Annotated in this window: 16 protein-coding genes and 1 pseudogene; 2 read left to right on the top strand and 15 right to left on the bottom strand. The window is 69.6% G+C overall.

Annotation, left to right across the window (positions count from 1 at the left end):
• Window positions 1–54: 54 nt before the first annotated feature.
• From M2437_RS11150 to M2437_RS11125, 6 genes and pseudogenes are all read right to left on the bottom strand, one after another.
• Window positions 55–303 (bottom strand): hypothetical protein, encoded by a 249-nt coding sequence (locus M2437_RS11150; protein WP_003605255.1) that lies wholly within the window; start codon window positions 301–303, stop codon window positions 55–57.
• A gap of 265 nt (window positions 304–568) precedes the next feature.
• On the bottom strand, window positions 569–2,452 hold the full coding sequence (locus M2437_RS11145) for a glycoside hydrolase family 15 protein (protein WP_253387434.1): 1,884 nt from the start codon (window positions 2,450–2,452) through the stop codon (window positions 569–571).
• Between the two features lie 91 nt (window positions 2,453–2,543).
• Complete coding sequence (locus M2437_RS11140) at window positions 2,544–2,822, bottom strand: hypothetical protein (RefSeq protein WP_003605253.1); 279 nt, start codon at window positions 2,820–2,822, stop codon at window positions 2,544–2,546.
• 62 nt (window positions 2,823–2,884) lie between these two features.
• Window positions 2,885–4,053 (bottom strand): annotated as a pseudogene (gene nagA / locus M2437_RS11135) (N-acetylglucosamine-6-phosphate deacetylase).
• Between the two features lie 97 nt (window positions 4,054–4,150).
• Complete coding sequence (locus tag M2437_RS11130; RefSeq protein ID WP_253387432.1) at window positions 4,151–5,161, bottom strand: SIS domain-containing protein; 1,011 nt, start codon at window positions 5,159–5,161, stop codon at window positions 4,151–4,153.
• Window positions 5,158–6,045 (bottom strand): N-acetylmuramic acid 6-phosphate etherase, encoded by an 888-nt coding sequence (locus M2437_RS11125; protein WP_253387431.1) that lies wholly within the window; start codon window positions 6,043–6,045, stop codon window positions 5,158–5,160. Before M2437_RS11125 ends, M2437_RS11130 begins: the two co-directional genes overlap by 4 nt.
• A gap of 253 nt (window positions 6,046–6,298) precedes the next feature.
• Here M2437_RS11125 and M2437_RS11120 point away from each other — a divergent pair, with 253 nt between their 5' ends.
• Window positions 6,299–7,126, top strand: coding sequence for an endonuclease/exonuclease/phosphatase family protein (locus M2437_RS11120; RefSeq protein ID WP_253387430.1), 828 nt, complete (start codon window positions 6,299–6,301; stop codon window positions 7,124–7,126).
• A gap of 79 nt (window positions 7,127–7,205) precedes the next feature.
• Window positions 7,206–8,273: an asparaginase gene (locus tag M2437_RS11115; RefSeq protein WP_253387429.1), complete on the top strand. Its 1,068-nt coding sequence runs from the start codon at window positions 7,206–7,208 to the stop codon at window positions 8,271–8,273.
• A 114-nt stretch (window positions 8,274–8,387) separates the two neighbouring features.
• On the opposite strand, the gene M2437_RS11110 is transcribed toward M2437_RS11115, so the two are convergent.
• From M2437_RS11110 to M2437_RS11070, 9 genes are all read right to left on the bottom strand, one after another.
• Window positions 8,388–9,935: a phospholipase D-like domain-containing protein gene (locus M2437_RS11110; protein ID WP_309247828.1), complete on the bottom strand. Its 1,548-nt coding sequence runs from the start codon at window positions 9,933–9,935 to the stop codon at window positions 8,388–8,390.
• Window positions 9,936–9,993: 58 nt separating this feature from the next.
• Window positions 9,994–10,692: a TVP38/TMEM64 family protein gene (locus M2437_RS11105; protein ID WP_253387427.1), complete on the bottom strand. Its 699-nt coding sequence runs from the start codon at window positions 10,690–10,692 to the stop codon at window positions 9,994–9,996.
• 145 nt (window positions 10,693–10,837) lie between these two features.
• Window positions 10,838–11,248, bottom strand: a complete 411-nt coding sequence (locus tag M2437_RS11100) for a hypothetical protein (RefSeq protein ID WP_012255437.1) — start codon at window positions 11,246–11,248, stop codon at window positions 10,838–10,840.
• Between the two features lie 215 nt (window positions 11,249–11,463).
• A complete protein-coding gene (locus M2437_RS11095; protein ID WP_253387426.1) occupies window positions 11,464–12,189 on the bottom strand; it encodes an SURF1 family protein in 726 nt (241 codons plus the stop codon).
• Window positions 12,190–12,250: 61 nt separating this feature from the next.
• Entirely contained in the window at window positions 12,251–12,631 is a 381-nt protein-coding gene (cyoD, locus tag M2437_RS11090; protein ID WP_003600111.1) for a cytochrome o ubiquinol oxidase subunit IV, read from the bottom strand.
• The gene (gene cyoC, locus M2437_RS11085; RefSeq protein ID WP_373691184.1) at window positions 12,628–13,236 is read right to left on the bottom strand and encodes a cytochrome o ubiquinol oxidase subunit III; all 609 of its coding nucleotides are present in this window, start codon (window positions 13,234–13,236) and stop codon (window positions 12,628–12,630) included. Before cyoC ends, cyoD begins: the two co-directional genes overlap by 4 nt.
• Before the next feature lie 47 nt (window positions 13,237–13,283).
• Entirely contained in the window at window positions 13,284–15,287 is a 2,004-nt protein-coding gene (cyoB, locus tag M2437_RS11080) for a cytochrome o ubiquinol oxidase subunit I (RefSeq protein WP_003600114.1), read from the bottom strand.
• Between the two features lie 39 nt (window positions 15,288–15,326).
• Window positions 15,327–16,451, bottom strand: a complete 1,125-nt coding sequence (cyoA, locus tag M2437_RS11075) for a ubiquinol oxidase subunit II (protein WP_253387425.1) — start codon at window positions 16,449–16,451, stop codon at window positions 15,327–15,329.
• A gap of 233 nt (window positions 16,452–16,684) precedes the next feature.
• Complete coding sequence (locus M2437_RS11070; protein WP_003600117.1) at window positions 16,685–18,019, bottom strand: MFS transporter; 1,335 nt, start codon at window positions 18,017–18,019, stop codon at window positions 16,685–16,687.
• Window positions 18,020–18,084 lie beyond the last annotated feature (65 nt).

The raw sequence follows: 18,084 nt of genomic DNA, 5'->3' as shown, positions 1-18,084 counted from the left end.
CGCCTGTCTGGCATGCCGGCCGTTAAGGAATGCTCGACATGATGGCGCACCCGCTTACGGTCCGTCGGCCGCCCGCTCCGTCCCACCCTCGTCGAGGCACTGGAACAGGTAGAAGCCGTTGAAGCGCACGGCGGTCACCGCGGCGCGGTCGTCGAAGCCGGGGGGTGGGCTCGCGCTTTCATCGATTCGCCCGCCGAAGGTCCAGCGTCGGCCGCCGACGAAGCGCGGCACGGCACAGCTCTCCGGAACTGCGCAGAAAAGCGCTTCCCTGCCCCGGCGGCGGAACAGGTTGTAGCTTCGCATCGGATCTCCTCCGCATCGCCGCACCCTCGGAATCAAGGTAGCCCGACAATCGGTCCGGTTTGTGTCGGTCAGGGCCATCGCATGAAGGCGATCGCTCTGGTTTCCGGCTGGCCTCAATCGCCGGCGCCCGCCTCCGCGGGCTGCATCGGTTCCTCGGACGTCCGCTCCGCTCGATGCTGTCCGGGGCTCACGTCCCAAAAAGCACGCGCCGCGAAGCCGCTCACGCGGCTTCGCGCGATCGCCGGGTTTTGTTGGTATAGGCCGATCAGGCCGGGACGGCGTCGGCCTCTGCCCGGCAATCCGGCTCCTCGGTCGGCGTCTCGCGGTCGGCCGCGGCGAGGCGGACGGCGTGGTTGATCACCGCCATATGGGTGAAGCCCTGCGGTACGTTTCCGCGCTGCTCGCCCGTTTCCGCATCGATCTCCTCGGCGAACAGGCCGAGATCGTTGCCTCGCGCCAGCAGCCGCTCGAACAGGGCGGTGGCCTCATCGTTGCGGCCGGCCAGCGCCAGACAGCCGACCCGCCAGAAGGAGCAGGCGGTGAAGGTCGCCTCGTCGCCCTCCAACCCGTCGTCCATCCGGTAGCGGTAGATGAGGTCGCCCGCGCCGAGTTCCTCGCCGACCCGCTCCAGGGTTTTCGCGACGCGCGGATCGTGCGGATCAAATGCGCCGAACAGCACGGTGCGCAGCACCGCTGCGTCGAGATCGTCCGATTCGTAGGCCATGGTGTAGGCGCCGCGCGCCGCCTTCCAGCCCCGCGCATGATACTCCGCTCGGATCTCGGCCGCGGCCCGCTCCCACCCGGCGATCGTGTCCGGACTGGCGAGACGGTGTCTCGGGTCGGCGCGGGCGATCTGCACGGCGCGGTCGAGACCGACCCAGAGCATCGCCTTGGTGTGCACGCTTTGGCGCTTCTCCGTCCGCATCTCCCACAGGCCGTGGTCGGCCGCGTGGCGAGCCCGCAGGATGTGGTCGGTGAGATGGCCAAGCGCCTCGGGCAGGTGGTCGTTGACCTTCACCGGCGGGTCGTATTCCACCGCTTCGAGGTAGCCGTGGAGGGCCACCAGGAACTCGCCGTAGATGTCGTACTGCTCCTGATCCGCCGCCGCGTTGCCGATCCCCACCGGGCCGATACCGCGCCAGCCGCGCAGGTGGTCGAGGAATTCTTCCTCCGGCACCGCACCGTCGAGGGCGTACATCAGGTGGAGGTCGCGCCCTCGGCTCGTATCGGCCTCGCGCAGGAAGCGCAGGAACTCGGCGGCTTCGCGCTGGTAGCCGAGATTGACGAAGGCGGTGACGGTGAAGCTCGCATCCCGCATCCAGACGTAGCGGTAATCGTAGTTGCGGTTGCCCGGCACCGCCTCGGGCAGCCCCGCCGTCGCGGCGGCGACGATGCCGCCGGAAGGGCCGTGCGTCAGAAGCTTCAGGGTCAGCGCGCTGCGCAGGACCGTCTCGCGGTAGGGCCCCTCGTAGGTGCAGCGGCCCGACCATTCCTCCCAATAGGCCCGTGTATCGGCAAGCGAATCATCCACCGCGCCGGGTAGCCCTTCTCCGTCCACGCCGTGCTTTTCGCCGTGGGCGATCACGAGGTCGGCGCGTTCGCCCGCCCCAAGCGCGAAGGCGCCCTCGGCCTCCTCGTCACGGAGGGCGAGCGGCACGGCGCAGACGGCCCGGATGGTGTCCCCGCCGCCGCGGAAGCGGATACAGGTCTCGCCCTCCGTCGTCGCCTCGGTCGGGGCGCGGGCGTAGTCGAAGCTCGGGCGCAGCCGCCAGCGGCCGGAGACGCGGCCGGACCGGCAGGCGAGGCGTCGGATTACCTGAGCTTGCGCTTGGCCGTCCGGTCCCTCCTCCGGCACCGATTCGTGCCGGTGAAGCGGCATGAAGTCGGTGAGCACTGCCCGGCCGGTGGCGGTGACGAAGGTGGTCTCGAGGATGTTGGTGTCGGGCAGATACCGGCGGGTGATCTCGGTCAGGCCGTCGAGGACGAGGCGGCAGGCACCGCCCCGCTCGCTGTCGAGCAAGGCCAGAAACACGGCCGGCCCGTCATGCCGGGGCCAGCATAGCCAATCGAGGGAACCGTCTCGGGCGATCAGGGCCGTGGTGCAGGTATCGCCGATCACGGCGTAGTCGGCGATAGCTTTGTCGGTCACGGCCGTTCCCGGTTAAGTTGCGCCGCGCCAACGTCTCCCGGCTCACAAGGTTCGACCCTGCGACATCAGGCAACGCGAAGCGGCGCACCGCTCAGAACCGGGGCGCGCGGCTCCGCATGGACCGCCGCGAATGGCTCCTGGTCGGGCGGTAGGCCCGCCGCGTGCTGTAGCCCCGCCGCGTGCCGTAGCCGCCGGGTCGGCGGTAGTTGCCGTTGTTGACGCCGGCGCTGCGGTCGTTGCCGGTGGCGCTCGCCGACGGCGAGAGCCCGCTGCCCGCATTGCCGCTGCTGCCCTGCGCGGCCACGGGGCCGGCGGCGAGGGTGAGCGTTGCGGCTAGGATGAAGAGGCCGCGCCGAAGCGGAAGTTTCATGGTTCTCGACCCTTTTGGAAAATGCGGCCCCGGACGGGCTCCGTGAGGGAGCGAACCGTGACTTAGACGGCTTGTTCCCCGCCGATCCACGTGCCGAGCACCGCCCTGTCGGCGGAGAGCGCGACGAGATCGGCGGCAAAGCCGGGGGCGATCCGGCCGAGCCTGGCGTCGAGCCCGAGGAAGCGGGCCGGGGTCAGCGAGGCCATCGCCAGGGCCTCCGCGAGGGAGGCGCCGCCGCGCGTGCTCATGTGGCGGACGGCCTCCGCCATGGTGATCGCCGCGCCCGCCAGGGTGCCGTCCTCGCCGGTGAGCCGGTCGCCGGTCCGGACGATCCGGCGTCCGAACAGGGTGAAGGACGCGTCCGCGCGCGGGTGTCGCCGACCGGTGGCATGGCATCGCTCACCAGCATCAGCCGCTCGCTTCCCTTGAGGCGCAGGGCCAGCCGAAGCTGGTCGTCGCCGACATGGTATCCGTCGGCGATGATCCCGGCAAAAGTCCTGGCCTCCGAGAGGGCGACGCCGACCGCGCCGGTCTCGCGCGGGCCGATCTGCGACATGGCGTTGAACAGGTGGGTGAAGCCGGTAAGCCCTTCCGCCATCGCCGCCCGGATCGCGTCCCCGGTATCCGCCGTATGCCCGGCGCAGACGCGGGCGCCGCGGGCGACGAGGTCGGCCACCGCGCCGGCCGGCACCTGCTCGGGGGCCAGCGTCACCAGGGTGAGGCCGTGCTCGCCCAGGCTGGTCAGGAGTTCGGCGTCGCCGGGGCCGAATTCGGCGAGTCGGGATGGGTCGTGAATGCCGATCCGCTGCGGGCTCAGGAACGGCCCTTCGAGGTGGATGCCGAGGATGCCGGGGACGCCCGCCCGGATCGCCGCCGCGACGCCCGCGATGGCCGCCCGGATCGCGGGCCGCGTGTCGGTGATGAGGGTCGGCAGCAGGGCGGTGGTGCCGCCGCGCCGGTGCGCCGCCGCGATCCGGGCGATGCCGGCCACGCTGGAATCGTCGTTGAGGAGCACCCCTCCGCCGCCATTGACCTGACAATCGATGAAGCCCGGCGCCAGCACAGCGCCTGCCGGCAGCCGGACGAGGGGAACATCCTTTGGCGGCTCGGCGGTGACGTCGACGATGTGCCCGCCGCGCAGCACGACGGCGCGGTCGCCGAGCATCCGCTCGCCATCGAAGACGCGGTCCGCGCAGATCGCCTGATCAGAGTGGGTTCCCAAAGGGATCATCCCTTTAGCGGGGTCTCGGGGCAGCGCCCCGATATCGTCCCAGGGCTCTGCCACTGATCCGCGAAAGGGCTCGCCCTTTCGAAACCCGGACTCGTCATCACAGCGTCTCCGTCACCTTGGTGAGGCCGGCCGGCTTGTCCGGGTCGAGGCCGCGGCGGCGGGCCTCGGCCTCGATGGCGCGGTAGGCCGGCACCAGCATGGCGATGGGGTCGCAGGCCGGATGGCCGTCGCCGAGCCATGGCAGGGTGCCGAGGGGACCGCCGCAGGCATGGACCCGCATTCCTTCGCGGGTGAGGTCGCGCACGAGCGCATCCACGCCCTCGGCCAGCGGATCGGCCTGGCGCAGGGCCAGGACCGGCGTTGCGACTGAGACGGAGGCGCGGGGGCCGTGGCGCAACTCCGCCGCCGAGTAGCCGAGCGCGGGTAGGCGCAGGGTCTCCGCGAGCTTGAGGGCGATCTCGCGCAGGGGCCCGAGCCCGTGTCCGCGCCCGGTGACGAAGGCCGCCGGGGCGCCCGCGAGATCGGCACTCCAGGCCGACCAGTCGAGGGCGAGCGCCTGTCTCAGCCGCTCCGGAAGGGCGGCAAGGCCCCGTTCCAGCTCGCTGTCGCCGGCCCAGGCCGAAACCAGCGCCGCGCCCGCGATGGCTGAATTCGTCACCGTCTTGGTGGCGGCGACCGCATGCTCCGGCCCGGCGAGGATCGGCAGGACGAGGTCGCTTGCCCGCGCGGCCGGGGAGTCGGGATCGTTGACGAGGGCGAGCGTCAGGGCGCCGCCGGCCCGCGCCGCTTCCGTCGCCGCGACGAGATCGGGCGAGCGGCCCGATTGTGAGACCACGATGAAGAGCGCGCCCGCCACGTTCGGCGGACGGTCATAGCCCGTCACCACCGAGGGCGCGGCGGCCGAAACCGGCAGGCTGAGCCGCGTCTCGATCAGGTAGCGCAGATGCACGCCGGCATGGCCCGAACTGCCCCGTCCGCACACAACCACGAAGGGGAAGCTCCTGGCCCGCAGCGTCGCGCCGATCCGGGCTGCTTCGCCGGCTACCAGCAGAGAGGCGGCGTCGGGGATCTCGGCGATCTCCCGCGCCATGAAGGTCGTTGCGCTCATGATCGGCCCACCTCACGAAGCGCTCGGCGCAGGTTGCCGTCGTGGCGCAGGAGCAGGTCGTCGGCCCGCATGGCGCTCATTCCCCCCGCGAGCAGCACCGCACGCTTGATGTCGCCCTCGGCTCGCGTCAGGGCGTCGGCGGCAACGTCTGCCGGGCAGCCGGCGAGCTCGGAGACCATGGCGACGCCGCGGGCGCGCAGCTTCCGGTTGGTCGCGCGCATCGCCACCATCCGCCCGCGATAGACCCGGCCGAGCCGGATCATCACCAGGGTCGAGAACAGGTTGAGGATCACCTTCTGGGCCGTGCCCGCCTTCATGCGGGTGGAGCCCGCCAGCACCTCGGCCCCCGTGGCGGCGAGGATGCCATGGGCGGCCTCGCGCAGGATCGGCGCGTCGGGGTTGTTGCTGACGCCGACGGTGACGGCGCCACGGCTGCGGGCGGCCTTCAGCGCCTCGACGGTGAACGGCGTCGAGCCGCTGGCGGCCAGCCCCACCACCACGTCGCGCGGGCCAATCTCGGCGCTTGCGATCCAGGCCGCGCCGTCCGCGGCGGAATCCTCCGCATCCTCCACGGCGCGCAACAAGGCCCCCTCCCCGCCAGCGATGGCGAAACCGAGCTGCGACTCCGGCCAGTCGAAGGTCGGCGGCAGCTCCGCCCCGTCCTGCACGCCGATCCGCGCGGAGGTGCCGGCCCCGACATAGACTAGCCGTCCGCCCTCGCGCAGGCCCGGCTCGGCGGCCCGCGCCGCCGCATCGATCGCTGGCAGGGCCGGCCCCACCGCCGCCACTGCCGCGAGCTGGCCCTCCCAGAGCGCTTGGAGAATGTCGAGCCCGCCCCAGGCGTCGAGATCGACGTAGCGGGCGCTGGCGTCCTCGGTCCTCATACCTTGCGTGCCCTGCTCGTCCGCATCGCGTTTACCTGATTCCGTCTTCGGCACTGCATCACGCGCCTCGCCTGTTCGAAAGAGGTCATCTCCGGTGCGGTTCCGCCGGACGCGGAAAACGGCCGTCGGCGCGGATTGGCTGCATGCGATCCGACGCGATCAGGGATCGGTTGGCCCGTCCCGGCGTTCGGTTGGCGCGCGCCGCTCCGGCTTTTGGCAGGCGGCGCGCTGCAATCCGGCCGGGGGAGAGGGCGTGCAACAGGAGCAGATCGAGGCGCATGCCGAGGAACGATCGGAACTCGCGTCGGATGAGTCGGCATCGGCGGCGTCGCGGCGCTTGCGCCTGCTCACCTACAACGTCCGCCATTGCCGCGGCACCGACGGGCGGGTCGCGCCGGAGCGGGTTGCGCGGGTGATCGCCGCCCTGGCGCCCGACATCGTCGCGCTCCAAGAGGTCGATGTCGGGCGCCCGCGCACCGACGGTTTGGATCAGGCGGAGGAGATCGCCCGGCTGGTCGGAATGTTCTCGCATTTCCACCCGGCCCTGCACATCGAGGAGGAGCGCTACGGCGATGCCGTGCTCACCCACCTGCCGTCGCGGCTCAAGCGCGCCGGCCCCCTGCCCGGCCTGCTGCGGCGCCCCGGCCTGGAGCCAAGGGGGGCACTGTGGGTCGAGGTGACGGCGGGCGCCAGCAAGCTTCAGGTGATCACCACCCATTTCGGATTGCTCGGGGCGGAGCGCGTCGCCCAGGCCAAGGCGTTGCTCGGGCCCGACTGGCTCGGCGATCCAACCTGCCACGCGCCGACGGTGCTGCTCGGCGACTTCAACGCCACCGGCTGGTCGCGCGCCTACCGCCGGCTGAGCGGACGCCTCACCGATGCGCGGCGGCTCACGGGGGACCGGCGCTGGCGGCGCGGCGGCGCGACCTTCCCGAGCCGCTTCCCCCTGCTGCGCGTCGACCATGTCTTCGTCAGCGAACGGGTCGCCGTCGAGCGCATCGCGGTCGTGGACACGCCACTGGCGCGGAAGGCGTCCGACCATCTGCCAGTTCTGGCGGAGATCCGGATCGAGCCGGGTTGAGGGTCTTTCCGCGCGCGAGCATGGTCGTTCCGCGGGCCGGCCCGACGACCGGCCGTGGACGGGAGAGGATGCGCGCACGATGACGAAGATGACCGGACCCCTGACCGCTCTCGGTCTCGCCGCCCTGACCGCATTGTCCGCCGGGCCGGCGCGGGCCGAGCCGCCGCGGATCGCCGTGGTCGCGACCGGTGGCACCATCGCGATGAAGCTCGATCCCACGACCCACGCGCCGGTCCCGGCGCTCTCGGGCGAGGATCTCGTCGCGGCGGTGCCGAAGCTGAAGGACATCGCCACCATCGAGGTGACCGAGTTCAGCAACGTGCCGAGCGACTATATGGGCCCGGACCGCTGGCCGGCGTTGACCGCTAAGCTCGACGCGCTGCTCGCCGATCCCGGCATTCGCGGGGCGATCGTGCTGCACGGGACCGACACCCTCGATCAGACCGCCTACTTCCTCGACCTGACCCTCAAGAGCGACAAGCCGGTGGTGCTGGTGGGCGCCCAGCGCAACGCCTCCGACGCGGATGCCGACGGCCCGCGCAACCTCCTCAACGCCGCCCGCCAGATCCTGGCCGAGGGCGCGGTGGGCCAGGGCGTGACGGTGACGCTCAACCACCGCATCAACGCGGCGCGCGAGGTCCGCAAGACCCACACCAGCAACGTCGAGACCTTCAATTCGGGGGAGGCCGGCATCCTCGGATACGTGGACGAGGACCGTGTCGTGTTCAGCCGCCGCTCCCTGCGCCGCCAGACCCTGCCGCTGCCGGAGCGGATGCCGCGGGTCGATCTCGTGGCGATGTATGCCGGCGCCGACGGTTCGCAGGTCCGGCACGCGGCCGAGAGCGGGGCCGAGGCGATCGTGGTCGAGGCCTATGGCTGGGGCAACGTCAACGCCGAGATGCACGACGCGATCGCCGAAGTCATCGCCAAGGGTGTGCCGGTGATCGTGGCGACCAAGGTCCATGACGGCCGCGCCCTACCAGTCTACGGCTTCAAGGGCGGCGGCAACACCCTGCGCAAGGCCGGCGCGGTGTTTGCGGGCGACCTCACGCCGGACAAGGCCCGCATCCTCACCCTGATCGCCCTGCCCGCGGGCAAGGAGGCGCGGAAGGATCAGGCCGCTTTGCAGGCGGTGTTCGACAAGTAGCCGCGCGCCTTCTGCTCTATGGGACCGCCTCGACTTCGCGCGCATCCCCTCTCCCCGCGTACGGGGAGAGGGGGAGCCGGTTAAAATCCAACCGTCCAACCGTCACGGTAGGGGTCATGAGGCGCCCAGTGCCGCCTTCTCCGGTTGTGAGGCGGTGTCCTCCTCCAAGAAACCTGAGCCGCCAACCCGGCGCAGCGCCTTGCGGCGGCGCCAGGGACGCCACGCGTCGGCGGGGCTCACCGGGTCGCCGAGATGGAAAGCCTCGACGAGGCGGGCCACCGGGCCGCGGCGGGAGGGGACGAGGGGGCAGACCCGCGAGCACGGCATCAAGCGTGGATCGTCGAGCACCGCGCGCAGGGAGCCGCGCGCCGCGAAGGCTTGCCCGAACACGTCGGGCGGGCAGCCGCCGTGATGGGAGAGCAGCCGGACGAGCAGCCGCCGCAAAGCCGCGCGGGCCTCGGCGTCGTCGGCCGGCACCTCCACGGCGAGGTCGCACTCGGTGTCGTAACCGAGGGAGCGGTTGTTGAGGTTGGTCGAGCCGATCCGCAGCAGGCGCTCGTCGACGATCGCGACCTTGGCATGCACCAGGATCGGCCGGCCTTTCTCCGTGTGCGGCGCCACGATCCGCAGCCGGTCGAACCGGTCCGCGCGGCGCAAAGCCCGGATCAGGCCGCGGCGGGCGCTGTCCATGGTCAGGCGGTCGAAGCCGCTCGGGCTGCGCTCGGACAGCACGATCACGATCTCCGGCCCGTCGGGTTCGGCGAGGCGCTCGGCCAGCGCCTCCGCGACGACCGGCGAGGTGAGATACTGGTTCTCCAGATAGATGAAGCGCTCCGCCGCGCGGATCGAGGCGCGATAGAGCGCGGCGCTCTCCGTCACCGCCGGGCGCCCAGCCAGCGGCGGATCGGTGCGGGCGAGCCCCACCGTCACGTCGGTCAGGTGCGGCGCGAGGGTTTCGGGCCAAGGATCCAAGTCCGGGTCCCCGTCCGGATCGCCGTCGACAGACGGAAGGCTCTCGCCGGTGGCGCGGCGCCAGCGCTCGCGGGCCAGATCCGCCAGCGCCCGCGCGGCGTCACGATCGACCAGCATCATCACGTCGTGGCGCGGCGGGTAGTCCTCGCCGGAGGGCAGGCGGCGGCGGGGGTCGCGGTCGCGGTGGGCGGGGGTGTCCCAGCGGTTCACCTCGAAGTCGCTGCCGCCGCTGAACGCGATCGCATCGTCGATCACGAGGATCTTCTGGTGCTGGCAGGCGCCGAGGGGCAGCGTGCCGTCGATGCGGAAGTCGATGTCAGGGCCGAGGCTCTCCCGCACGCTGTCGGGGGTGTGGTCGTTGCCCGCCGAGATCGGCCAGGGCATGTCCCAGATCAGGATGCGGATGGCGAGTTCCGGCCGTGCGGCCTTCAGGCGGCGCAGCAGCTCCGCCAGGGTCTCGCCCGCATCGGGGGAATCCCCCGGCAGCAGGCGCGCGCGCGGATCGAAGCTCCAGCCGATCAGGGTGATGGAGGTGCGCGCCTTCAGCAGCGCCGCATGGGCGGCGGCGAAATAGGCCGCGCCGTCATGCAGCACCGCGATGCGCCCCGCCCGCTCCTGCCGCCAGCAGGTGAGCCCGGGCCGCAGCCAGCTCTCGGACGATCCTTGACCCACCCCGCGTTCCATCCTCATGCGCGCACCGAGCTGCTACGCCGCGACGGCGCGCTCATCCCCTGTTCGAGCGGAACGCTCATCGTGCCCCGGCCTTTCCCAGCTTGAGTTTGCCGGCTTCGAGTTTGGCCCGCACCCGGCGCCGGGTGAGTTCCACCGCCGCGACGGTGGCGAGGAGGCCGAGGCCGAGGGTGATCCAGTGGGTCGGCTCGTCACTGCCGGCATGGCGGCCGATGACACCGAGATAGACGCACACCACCGTGCCCGGCATCATGCCGATCACGGTGGAGACCAGATAGGCGGAGGTGCGGACATCCGTGACCCCGAAGACGTAGTTCTGGGCGTTGAACGGCACGAAGGGGCTGAGCCGCATCAGGGTCATGAGCCGCCAGCCACCGTCGCCGACCGCCTCCACGGTGGCGTTCAGCGCCGGCCGGCGCTCGATCAGTCCCCGCACCCGCTCGCGGAACAGGTGGCGGGCGGCCACGAAGGCGAGCCAGGAGCCGAGCGTCGCCGATAACAGCACCACCGGCATCACCGCCCAGCCGAAGGCGACGGCCCCGGCGATGGTGAGTGGGGTGCCCGGTACGACGAGAAGGGTCGCCAGGAAGAACAGCACGCCGAAGGCGAGGAGGCCGTAGGGACCGAGGCCGTTCGCCCAGTCCGAAAAGGCGCGCAGCCAGTCCTCGACGGGCAGGAGGTACCATGCTCCGACCGCCAGCGCGGCGGCGCCGGCCGTGGCTGCCCAGGTCTGGGCCGAGCGGCTGGGTTTATCCATTCGGTGGCTCGAAAGGGGGAACGGTGCGCCTGTCGCACGCGTCCCCAAACCGTTGGCCGGCGTAACTGTTCCGCCAAGCTCGGCCGTTATCGCGCGGTTCGATGGGCGCCTACGCGGCGCGGCGTCGGTCCCAACCGCTTTGCCGTCACCAGTCGCGGTCGAGCCGCACCGCGATCCGGCTCGGGCGCGCGCCCGCGAGCGTCCGTTCGAGGGAGGTGAGCGCTTGGCGGGCCTTGTTCAGGCGGGGGCTCCGCCAGCGGCGCTCGTAGCCTCGCGGCGCGATCACCGCCTCGCCGAGGCGGTCGCCCGCGAAGACGAGACGGTCCACCGCCCGCCGGATCGTCGGCGTCTCCTGGGTCAACACGCAGAGGTCGGAGAGATAGTTGCGCAGGGCGTGCAACTCGTTGCGGCCCCCGCCCTCCCCTGCCAGCGCGACGAGCGTCCGCTCCATGGCAACGATGAGATCCGCCAGCGGCTCGGGTACGCCACGGGAGACTCCGTCGCCATCCCGGCGATCACGTCCGTCCCGTTCAGGCCCGTGCAGGGCGACTCCCATCCTGGCTCCCAGCTTCATCCGGCGCGGCAGGGGCTGCCGCGAATCGCGATGGTGATTGGTGTACGAAGGGTTAACAACCTCAACTGTTAAATCGATACAGGTCCAGGAAAAAAATGTGAAAAATAGTTTCAACGGTTCCGGGCGCGTCGCCCCACCCGGCGTCATGGCCGGATGCCCCGCGTCATCGCCCCGTCAGACCGACAAAGGGCGGTCCGTCAGCGACGCGGCATCCTGCGAGACCCTCTAAGAGCGTAGATGAGGGCCGCGGCGGTCATCAGCGCGAGGGCGTACCAGGTCAGCGCGTAGACGAGATGGTTGTTGTGGAAAGCCACCACCGTGAGGCCGCCGACCGGTAGGCCGCCGGGATTGGGCGCGGCGTCGGCATCCACGAAATAGGGCGCGACCTCATTCGGCGTGCCGTCGATCCCGCGGGCGGCGGCGATGGCCGCGACGTCGCGGGAGTACCAGCGGTCGGCCGCCGGATCGTTGTGACGCAGGAAGGCGCCGCCGGGCTCGGTCAGGCGCAGCAGGCCCGTGACCGTCACCTCCCCGTCCGGCTCACCCGCAGCACGGGCCGTGCGCTCGCGGGCCTCCGTCGGCACGAAGCCGCGGTTGACGAGGACGGTGAAACCGCGGTCGGTCACGAGCGGCACCAGCACCCAGAAACCGGAGCCGCGGGCGGTCACCGCCTGGACCAGCGTGGCACGATCGTAGGCGAAGCGGCCGGTGAGTTGGACCCGCCGGTACTCGGCGGAGGCGGCCGTGAGACCGGCCCAGTCCTCCGGGCCCGGTGCGGGCGCGGGCTCGGCGCGGATGCGGGCCTCGACCCGGTCGATCAGGTCGAGCTTCCAGACCCGGCGCTCGACTTGCCACGTGCCGAGGCCGAGGAAGACGCCCGTCACCACAAGGCCCGCCAGGATCACCGCGAGCCGGACGAGCAATGGGCGCCGCCGACCCGTTGCCGGGGCGGCGGGCGCCGGAGCGTCGGGTTTGCGGGATGCGTCAGGGAGCGTGACGCATCTCCTCGGGCGAGATCGGCATCATGTTGGTGTTGAGGTGGTGCATGACCCAGATCGACCCGCACAGGGTGATGACCACGAGGGTGATCGTGAAGATCAGCGCCATGAAGGTCCAGCCGCCCTCCGACTTCGTGTTCATGTGCAGGAAGTAGATCATGTGGACCACGATCTGCACCGCGCCCAGACCGAGGATGACGACGCCGGTGATGAGCTTGTCGCCCAGCACGTCGCCCATCACCAGCCAGAACGGGATCGCCGTCAGGATGACGGAGAGCACGAAGCCCGTGACGTAGTCTTTGAAGGAGCCGTGGCCGTGGGCATCCTGCCCATGGCCGTGATCGTCGGCGTGCGCTGCCCCGCTCATTGCAGGACTCCCATCAGGTACACGAAGGTGAAGACGCCGATCCAGATGACGTCGAGGAAGTGCCAGAACATCGACAGGCACATCAGCCGGCGCTTGTTCTCCACAACGAGGCCCTTGAGCCGCGTCTGGATCATCAGCGTGACGAGCCAGATCAGGCCGAAGGTGACGTGCAGGCCGTGGGTTCCGACCAGGGTGAAGAACGCGGACAGGAAGCCGCTGCGCTGGGGCGTGGCGCCTTCGTGGATCAGGTGAGCGAACTCGTAGAGTTCGAGCCCGACGAAGGCCGCGCCGAACAGGCCGGTGATCGCAAGCCAGAGCTGGGTTTTGGCGAGGTCGTCCTTCTCCATCGCCAGCATGGCGAAGCCGTAGGTGATGGAGGAGAACAGCAGCATCGACGTGTTCACCGCCACGATCGGCAGGTCGAACAGGTCCTTGGGCGAGGGCCCGGCCGCGTAGCTGCGGCCGAGCACGGCGTAGGTGGCGAACAGGACTGCGAAGATGAGGCAGTCGCTCATCAGGTAGATCCAGAAGCCGAGCATCGTGCCCCCTTCCGGGTGATGCTCGCCCTCGAGATCGAGGAAGTCCGGCACGTCGGCGCCGGACATCCGGTCGCCGACGAGGGTGTGGGTCGCGTGCGTTGCCATGATGCTGCTCAGACCCGCGCCGCGAGCGCTTCGGTCCGCTGCTGCTCGGTCCGGCGGACCGTCTCAGCGGGGATGTAGAAGTCGCGGTTGTAGTTGAAGGTATGGGCGATCGTGATCGCCAGCATCGCCACAAAGGTGAGCGCTGCCAGCCACCAGATGTACCAGATCATCGCGAACGAGAAGACGATGCTGACCACGCCCAGGATCACGCCGGTGGCGGTGTTCTTGGGCATGTGGATCGGCTTGTAGCCCGAGAGCGGACGCTGGAAGCCGCGGGCCTTCATGTCCCACCACGCGTCGAGGCTGTGCACCACGGGCGTGAAGGCGAAGTTGTAGTCCGGCGGCGGCGAGGAGGTCGCCCATTCGAGGGTCCGGCCTTCCCACGGATCGCCGGTCACGTCGCGCAGCGCCTCGCGGTTTTTGATCGAGACCGCGAACTGGACGATCATGGCACCGATGCCCAGCGCGATCAGACCCGCGCCGATGGCGGCGATCACGAACCAGATCTGCAGCGACGGGTCGTCGAAGTGCTGGGCACGGCGGGTCACGCCCATGAGCCCCAGCACGTAGAGCGGCATGAAGGCGACGTAGAAGCCGATGGTCCAGAACCAGAAGCTGACCTTGCCCCAGAACTCGTCGAGCCGGAAGCCGAAGGCCTTCGGGAACCAGTAGTTCACGCCGGCGAACATGCCGAACAGCACGCCGCCGATGATCACGTTGTGGAAGTGCGCGATCAGGAACAGCGAGTTGTGCAGCACGAAGTCGGCCGGGGGCACGGCGAGCAGCACGCCGGTCATGCCACCGATGGTGAAGGTGACCATGAAGCTGACGGTCCACAGCATCGGCACATCGAAGCGGATGCGGCCGCGGTACATCGTGAACAGCCAGTTGAAGATCTTCGCGCCCGTCGGGATCGAGATGATCATCGTCGTCAGGCCGAAGAACGAGTTCACGCTCGCGCCCGAACCCATCGTGAAGAAGTGGTGCAGCCACACGAGGTAGGACAGGATCGTGATGACGACGGTCGCGTAGACCATCGAGGTATAGCCGAACAGGCGCTTGCCGCTGAAGGCCGAGGTGACCTCCGAGAACACGCCGAAGGCCGGCAGGATGAGGATGTAGACCTCCGGATGGCCCCAGATCCAGATGAGGTTGAAGTACATCATCGGGTTGCCGCCGAGGTCGTTCGTGAAGAAGTGCGTGCCGACGTAGCGGTCGAGGCTCAGCAGCGCGAGAACGGCGGCGAGGATCGGGAAGGCGGCCACGATGAGCACGTTCGTGCACAGCGAGGTCCAGGTGAAGATCGGCAGCTTCATCATCGACATGCCGGGCGCGCGCATCTTCACGATGGTCGCGACCAGGTTGATGCCGGACAGCGTCGTGCCGATGCCCGCGATCTGCAGGCCCCAGATGTAGTAGTCGACGCCGACCCCCGGGCTCATGTCCGCGCCCGAGAGCGGCGGGTAGGCGAGCCAGCCGGTGCGGGCGAACTCACCAACGAACAGCGAGATCATGATCGTGGCCGCGCCGGACACCGTCATCCAGAACGAGAAGTTGTTCAGGAACGGGAAGGCGACGTCGCGCGCGCCGATCTGCAGCGGCACGACGTAGTTCATCAGGCCGGTGACGAACGGCATCGCCACGAAGAAGATCATGATCACGCCGTGGGCGGTGAAGATCTGGTCGTAGTGGTGCGGCGGCAGGAAGCCCTCGTTGGAGCCGAACGCGATCGCCTGCTGCGAGCGCATCAGCAACGCGTCGGCAAAGCCGCGCAGCAGCATCACGAGCGCCAGGACGACGTACATGATGCCGATCTTCTTGTGGTCGACCGAGGTCAACCAGTCGCGCCAGAGCGGACCCCAGAAGCGGAAATAGGTAATGGCGGCGATCACCGCGATCCCGGCCACGGCGACGCCTGCGAAGGTCACTTGCAGGATCGGTTCGTGGAACGGGATGTCCTCCAGGGAGAGGCGCCCGAACAGCAGGTGCTGCAGGTCCGTGTTTGCGAACATGGGTTGAAACTCGTCCGTAAATCCTGAGGCGGCGACGGATCAGTTGTTGGTCTGGTCGGGAGCGGAGTGGCCTTGGCCGCTCCCCTCGTGGGTCTTATCGCCGTCGGGCGACTCGCTCTTGGGCGCGCGGTGCGAGGCCGGGGTCGTCGCCCCCGGGGCTTCGTCGCCGCGCTGCACATGGCGGTTGTCGTACTGGAGCCGCTCGGCGTTCTCTTGGCTTTCCTTGCCGGCGCCGCCCTTGGCGTCGATGGTCATCATCTCGTGCATGCACATCTTGCCGGGCACGGCGCACATGCCGAGGATCTTGCCGAAGAGGCCGTCGGCAAACGAGGCGTAGTAGGTGACGGGAACGCGCTCGCTCGGGCGCTCGAGTTCGAGATAGGCATCACGGCTCAATTCCGAACCCTGCTGCTTCACTTTGGCAATCCACTGGTCGAAGCCGTCGCCGTCGAGCCCGTGGAACTTGAACGTCATGCGCGAGAAGCCGGTGCCGCTGTAGTGCGACGACAGCCCGTCATAGGCGCCCGGCTTGTTGATCACGGCGTGGAGCTGCGTCTGCATGCCGGGCATCGCGTAGATCATGCCGGCGAGCGCGGGGATGTAGAAGGCGTTCATCACCGAGGAGGCGGTGATCTTGAAGGTGATCGGACGGTTCACCGGCGCGGCCAGCTCGTTGACCGTCGCGACGTTGTATTCGGGGTAGAAGAACAGCCACTTCCAATCGAGGGCGACGACCTCCACCTCCAGCGGCTTCACCTCCGCCGCGACCGGCTTTCCCGGCTCGATGCGCGAGAGCGGCCGGAACGGGTCGAGGGTATGGGTGCTGATCCAGGTCAGCGCGCCGAGCGCGATGATGATCATCAGCGGCGCGGTCCAGATCACCACTTCGAGCCCGGTCGAATGGTCCCAATCGGGGTCGTGGCGGGCCGCCGTGTTCGATGCGCGGTAGCGCCACGCGAACAGCAGGGTCAGCACGATCACCGGGATGATGATGAGCAGCATCAGCCCCGTCGAGGCGAGGACGAGGTTGCGCTGCTGCATGGCGATGTCGCCGGAGGGCTGCATCACCACGAGGTTGCAGCCGGCGAGCAGGCCGAACAGCGGCAGGAGGACGAGACCCCGCAGGATCCGGCCCGCGGAGCCGGCCCCGGCACGGGCTCTCATTGAACGGTCGGCGGTCATGGCCACGAATCTTCGTTCCATCGCAAGGGCCGCGCGGGTGACTTCCCGCGTGGCGGCGGTTCGTTTCTCTCCGGAGAGGCCGAGCCGACGGTGTCGGCTCGGCCTCTCCGGGACCTTGTTGTGACGCACTTTCTGGCGCCGAACCGGCATCCAGGGTTCGGCGGAAAGCGCTCCCGGTCCCGCGGCGAGATGAGTCTCCGCCCGCGGGGCCAAACTTACATCTGGCGCATCTCGGACCGGTCGAGGGAGAGCGCGAGCAGCGTCGCCAGCGCGCCCGACAGCAGGTACACGCCGACCATCGCGAGCCCGTACTCGGTGGAGAGGTACAGCACCACGAGGGGAGCGAAGCCCGCGCCGAACAGCCAGGCGAGGTCGGAGGTGAGCGCCGCGCCGGTGTAGCGGTAGCGCCCGCCCAGCCGCGAGGTCACGGCACCGGCGGTCTGACCGTAGGACAGGCCGAGCAGCATGAAGCCGATATTGACGTAGATCGTCTGGCCGATGGCGTTCTCGCCGAAGATCAGCGGCGCCAGGATGCTGCCGCAGGCGAACACGGCGATCAGCCCGGCGCTGATGAGCAGCACGTTGCGCCGCCCGATCTGGTCGGCGATCAGGCCCGAGGCGGCGATCGCGCCGGCGCAAACCATGGCGCCGGAGAACTGTACCATCAGGAAGTCGCCGGCGGAGCGCTCGCTCGACAGGGCGAGCCACGCGATCGGGAAGATCGTGACGAGGTGGAACAAGGCAAAGCTCGCCAGCGGCACGAAGGCGCCGATCCACACGTCGAGGGCGTGGTGGCGGGCGAGATCGACGACGCTGACGGGCTCGAGCCGACCCTTGTCGAGAAGCCGGGTGAATTCGGGGGTGGCCACGAGCCGGAGCCGCGCGAACAGGGCCACGACGTTGATGGTGAAGGCGCAGAAGAACGGGAAGCGCCAGCCCCAGTCGGTGAAATCCTCAGGGGTCAGGTTGACGGAGAAGAACGCGAACAGCGCGCTCGCCACCATGAAGCCGAACGGCGCGCCGAGCTGCGGGATCATCGCGTACCAGCCACGGCGCTCCCGCGGCGCGTTGAGGGCGAGCAGCGAGGCCATGCCGTCCCAGGCGCCGCCGAGCGCGAAGCCCTGCGCGACCCGCAGCACCGCGAGCAGCTCGATGGCGACGACGCCGATCGAGTTGTAGCTCGGCAGGAAGCTGATCGCCGCGGTCGAGCCGCCGAGCAGGAACAGGGCGAGGGTGAGCTTCACCCCGCGTCCGTGCCGCTTGTGGACCCACATGAAGAAGACCGACCCGAGCGGGCGGGCGATGAAGGCCAGCGCGAAGATGGCGAACGAGTAGAGCGTGCCCGTGAGGGGGGCGGCGAAGGGGAAGAACACCTTCGGGAACACCAGCACCGAGGCGATGCCGAACACGAAGAAGTCGAAATATTCCGACGCCCGCCCGATCACCACGCCGAGCGCGATGTCGTTGGGGCTGACGTCGTGGTGGCTCATGGCCACTTGCGCGTCGCGCTCGAGCGGGTGGGAATTGGCCGTGGCGTGGTCGGTGGTCATCGCGGGCAGCCGGCTCGCCTGAAGGTGATCGGAGCCGCCGCCTTGGCGCGGCGTTCGGGACGTGC

This window comes from Methylorubrum pseudosasae (assembly GCF_029504475.1).
Classification (GTDB): domain Bacteria; phylum Pseudomonadota; class Alphaproteobacteria; order Rhizobiales; family Beijerinckiaceae; genus Methylobacterium; species Methylobacterium extorquens.
Note: the sequence above shows the minus strand (reverse complement) of the source record. Positions and strands in the feature narration are given on the sequence as shown.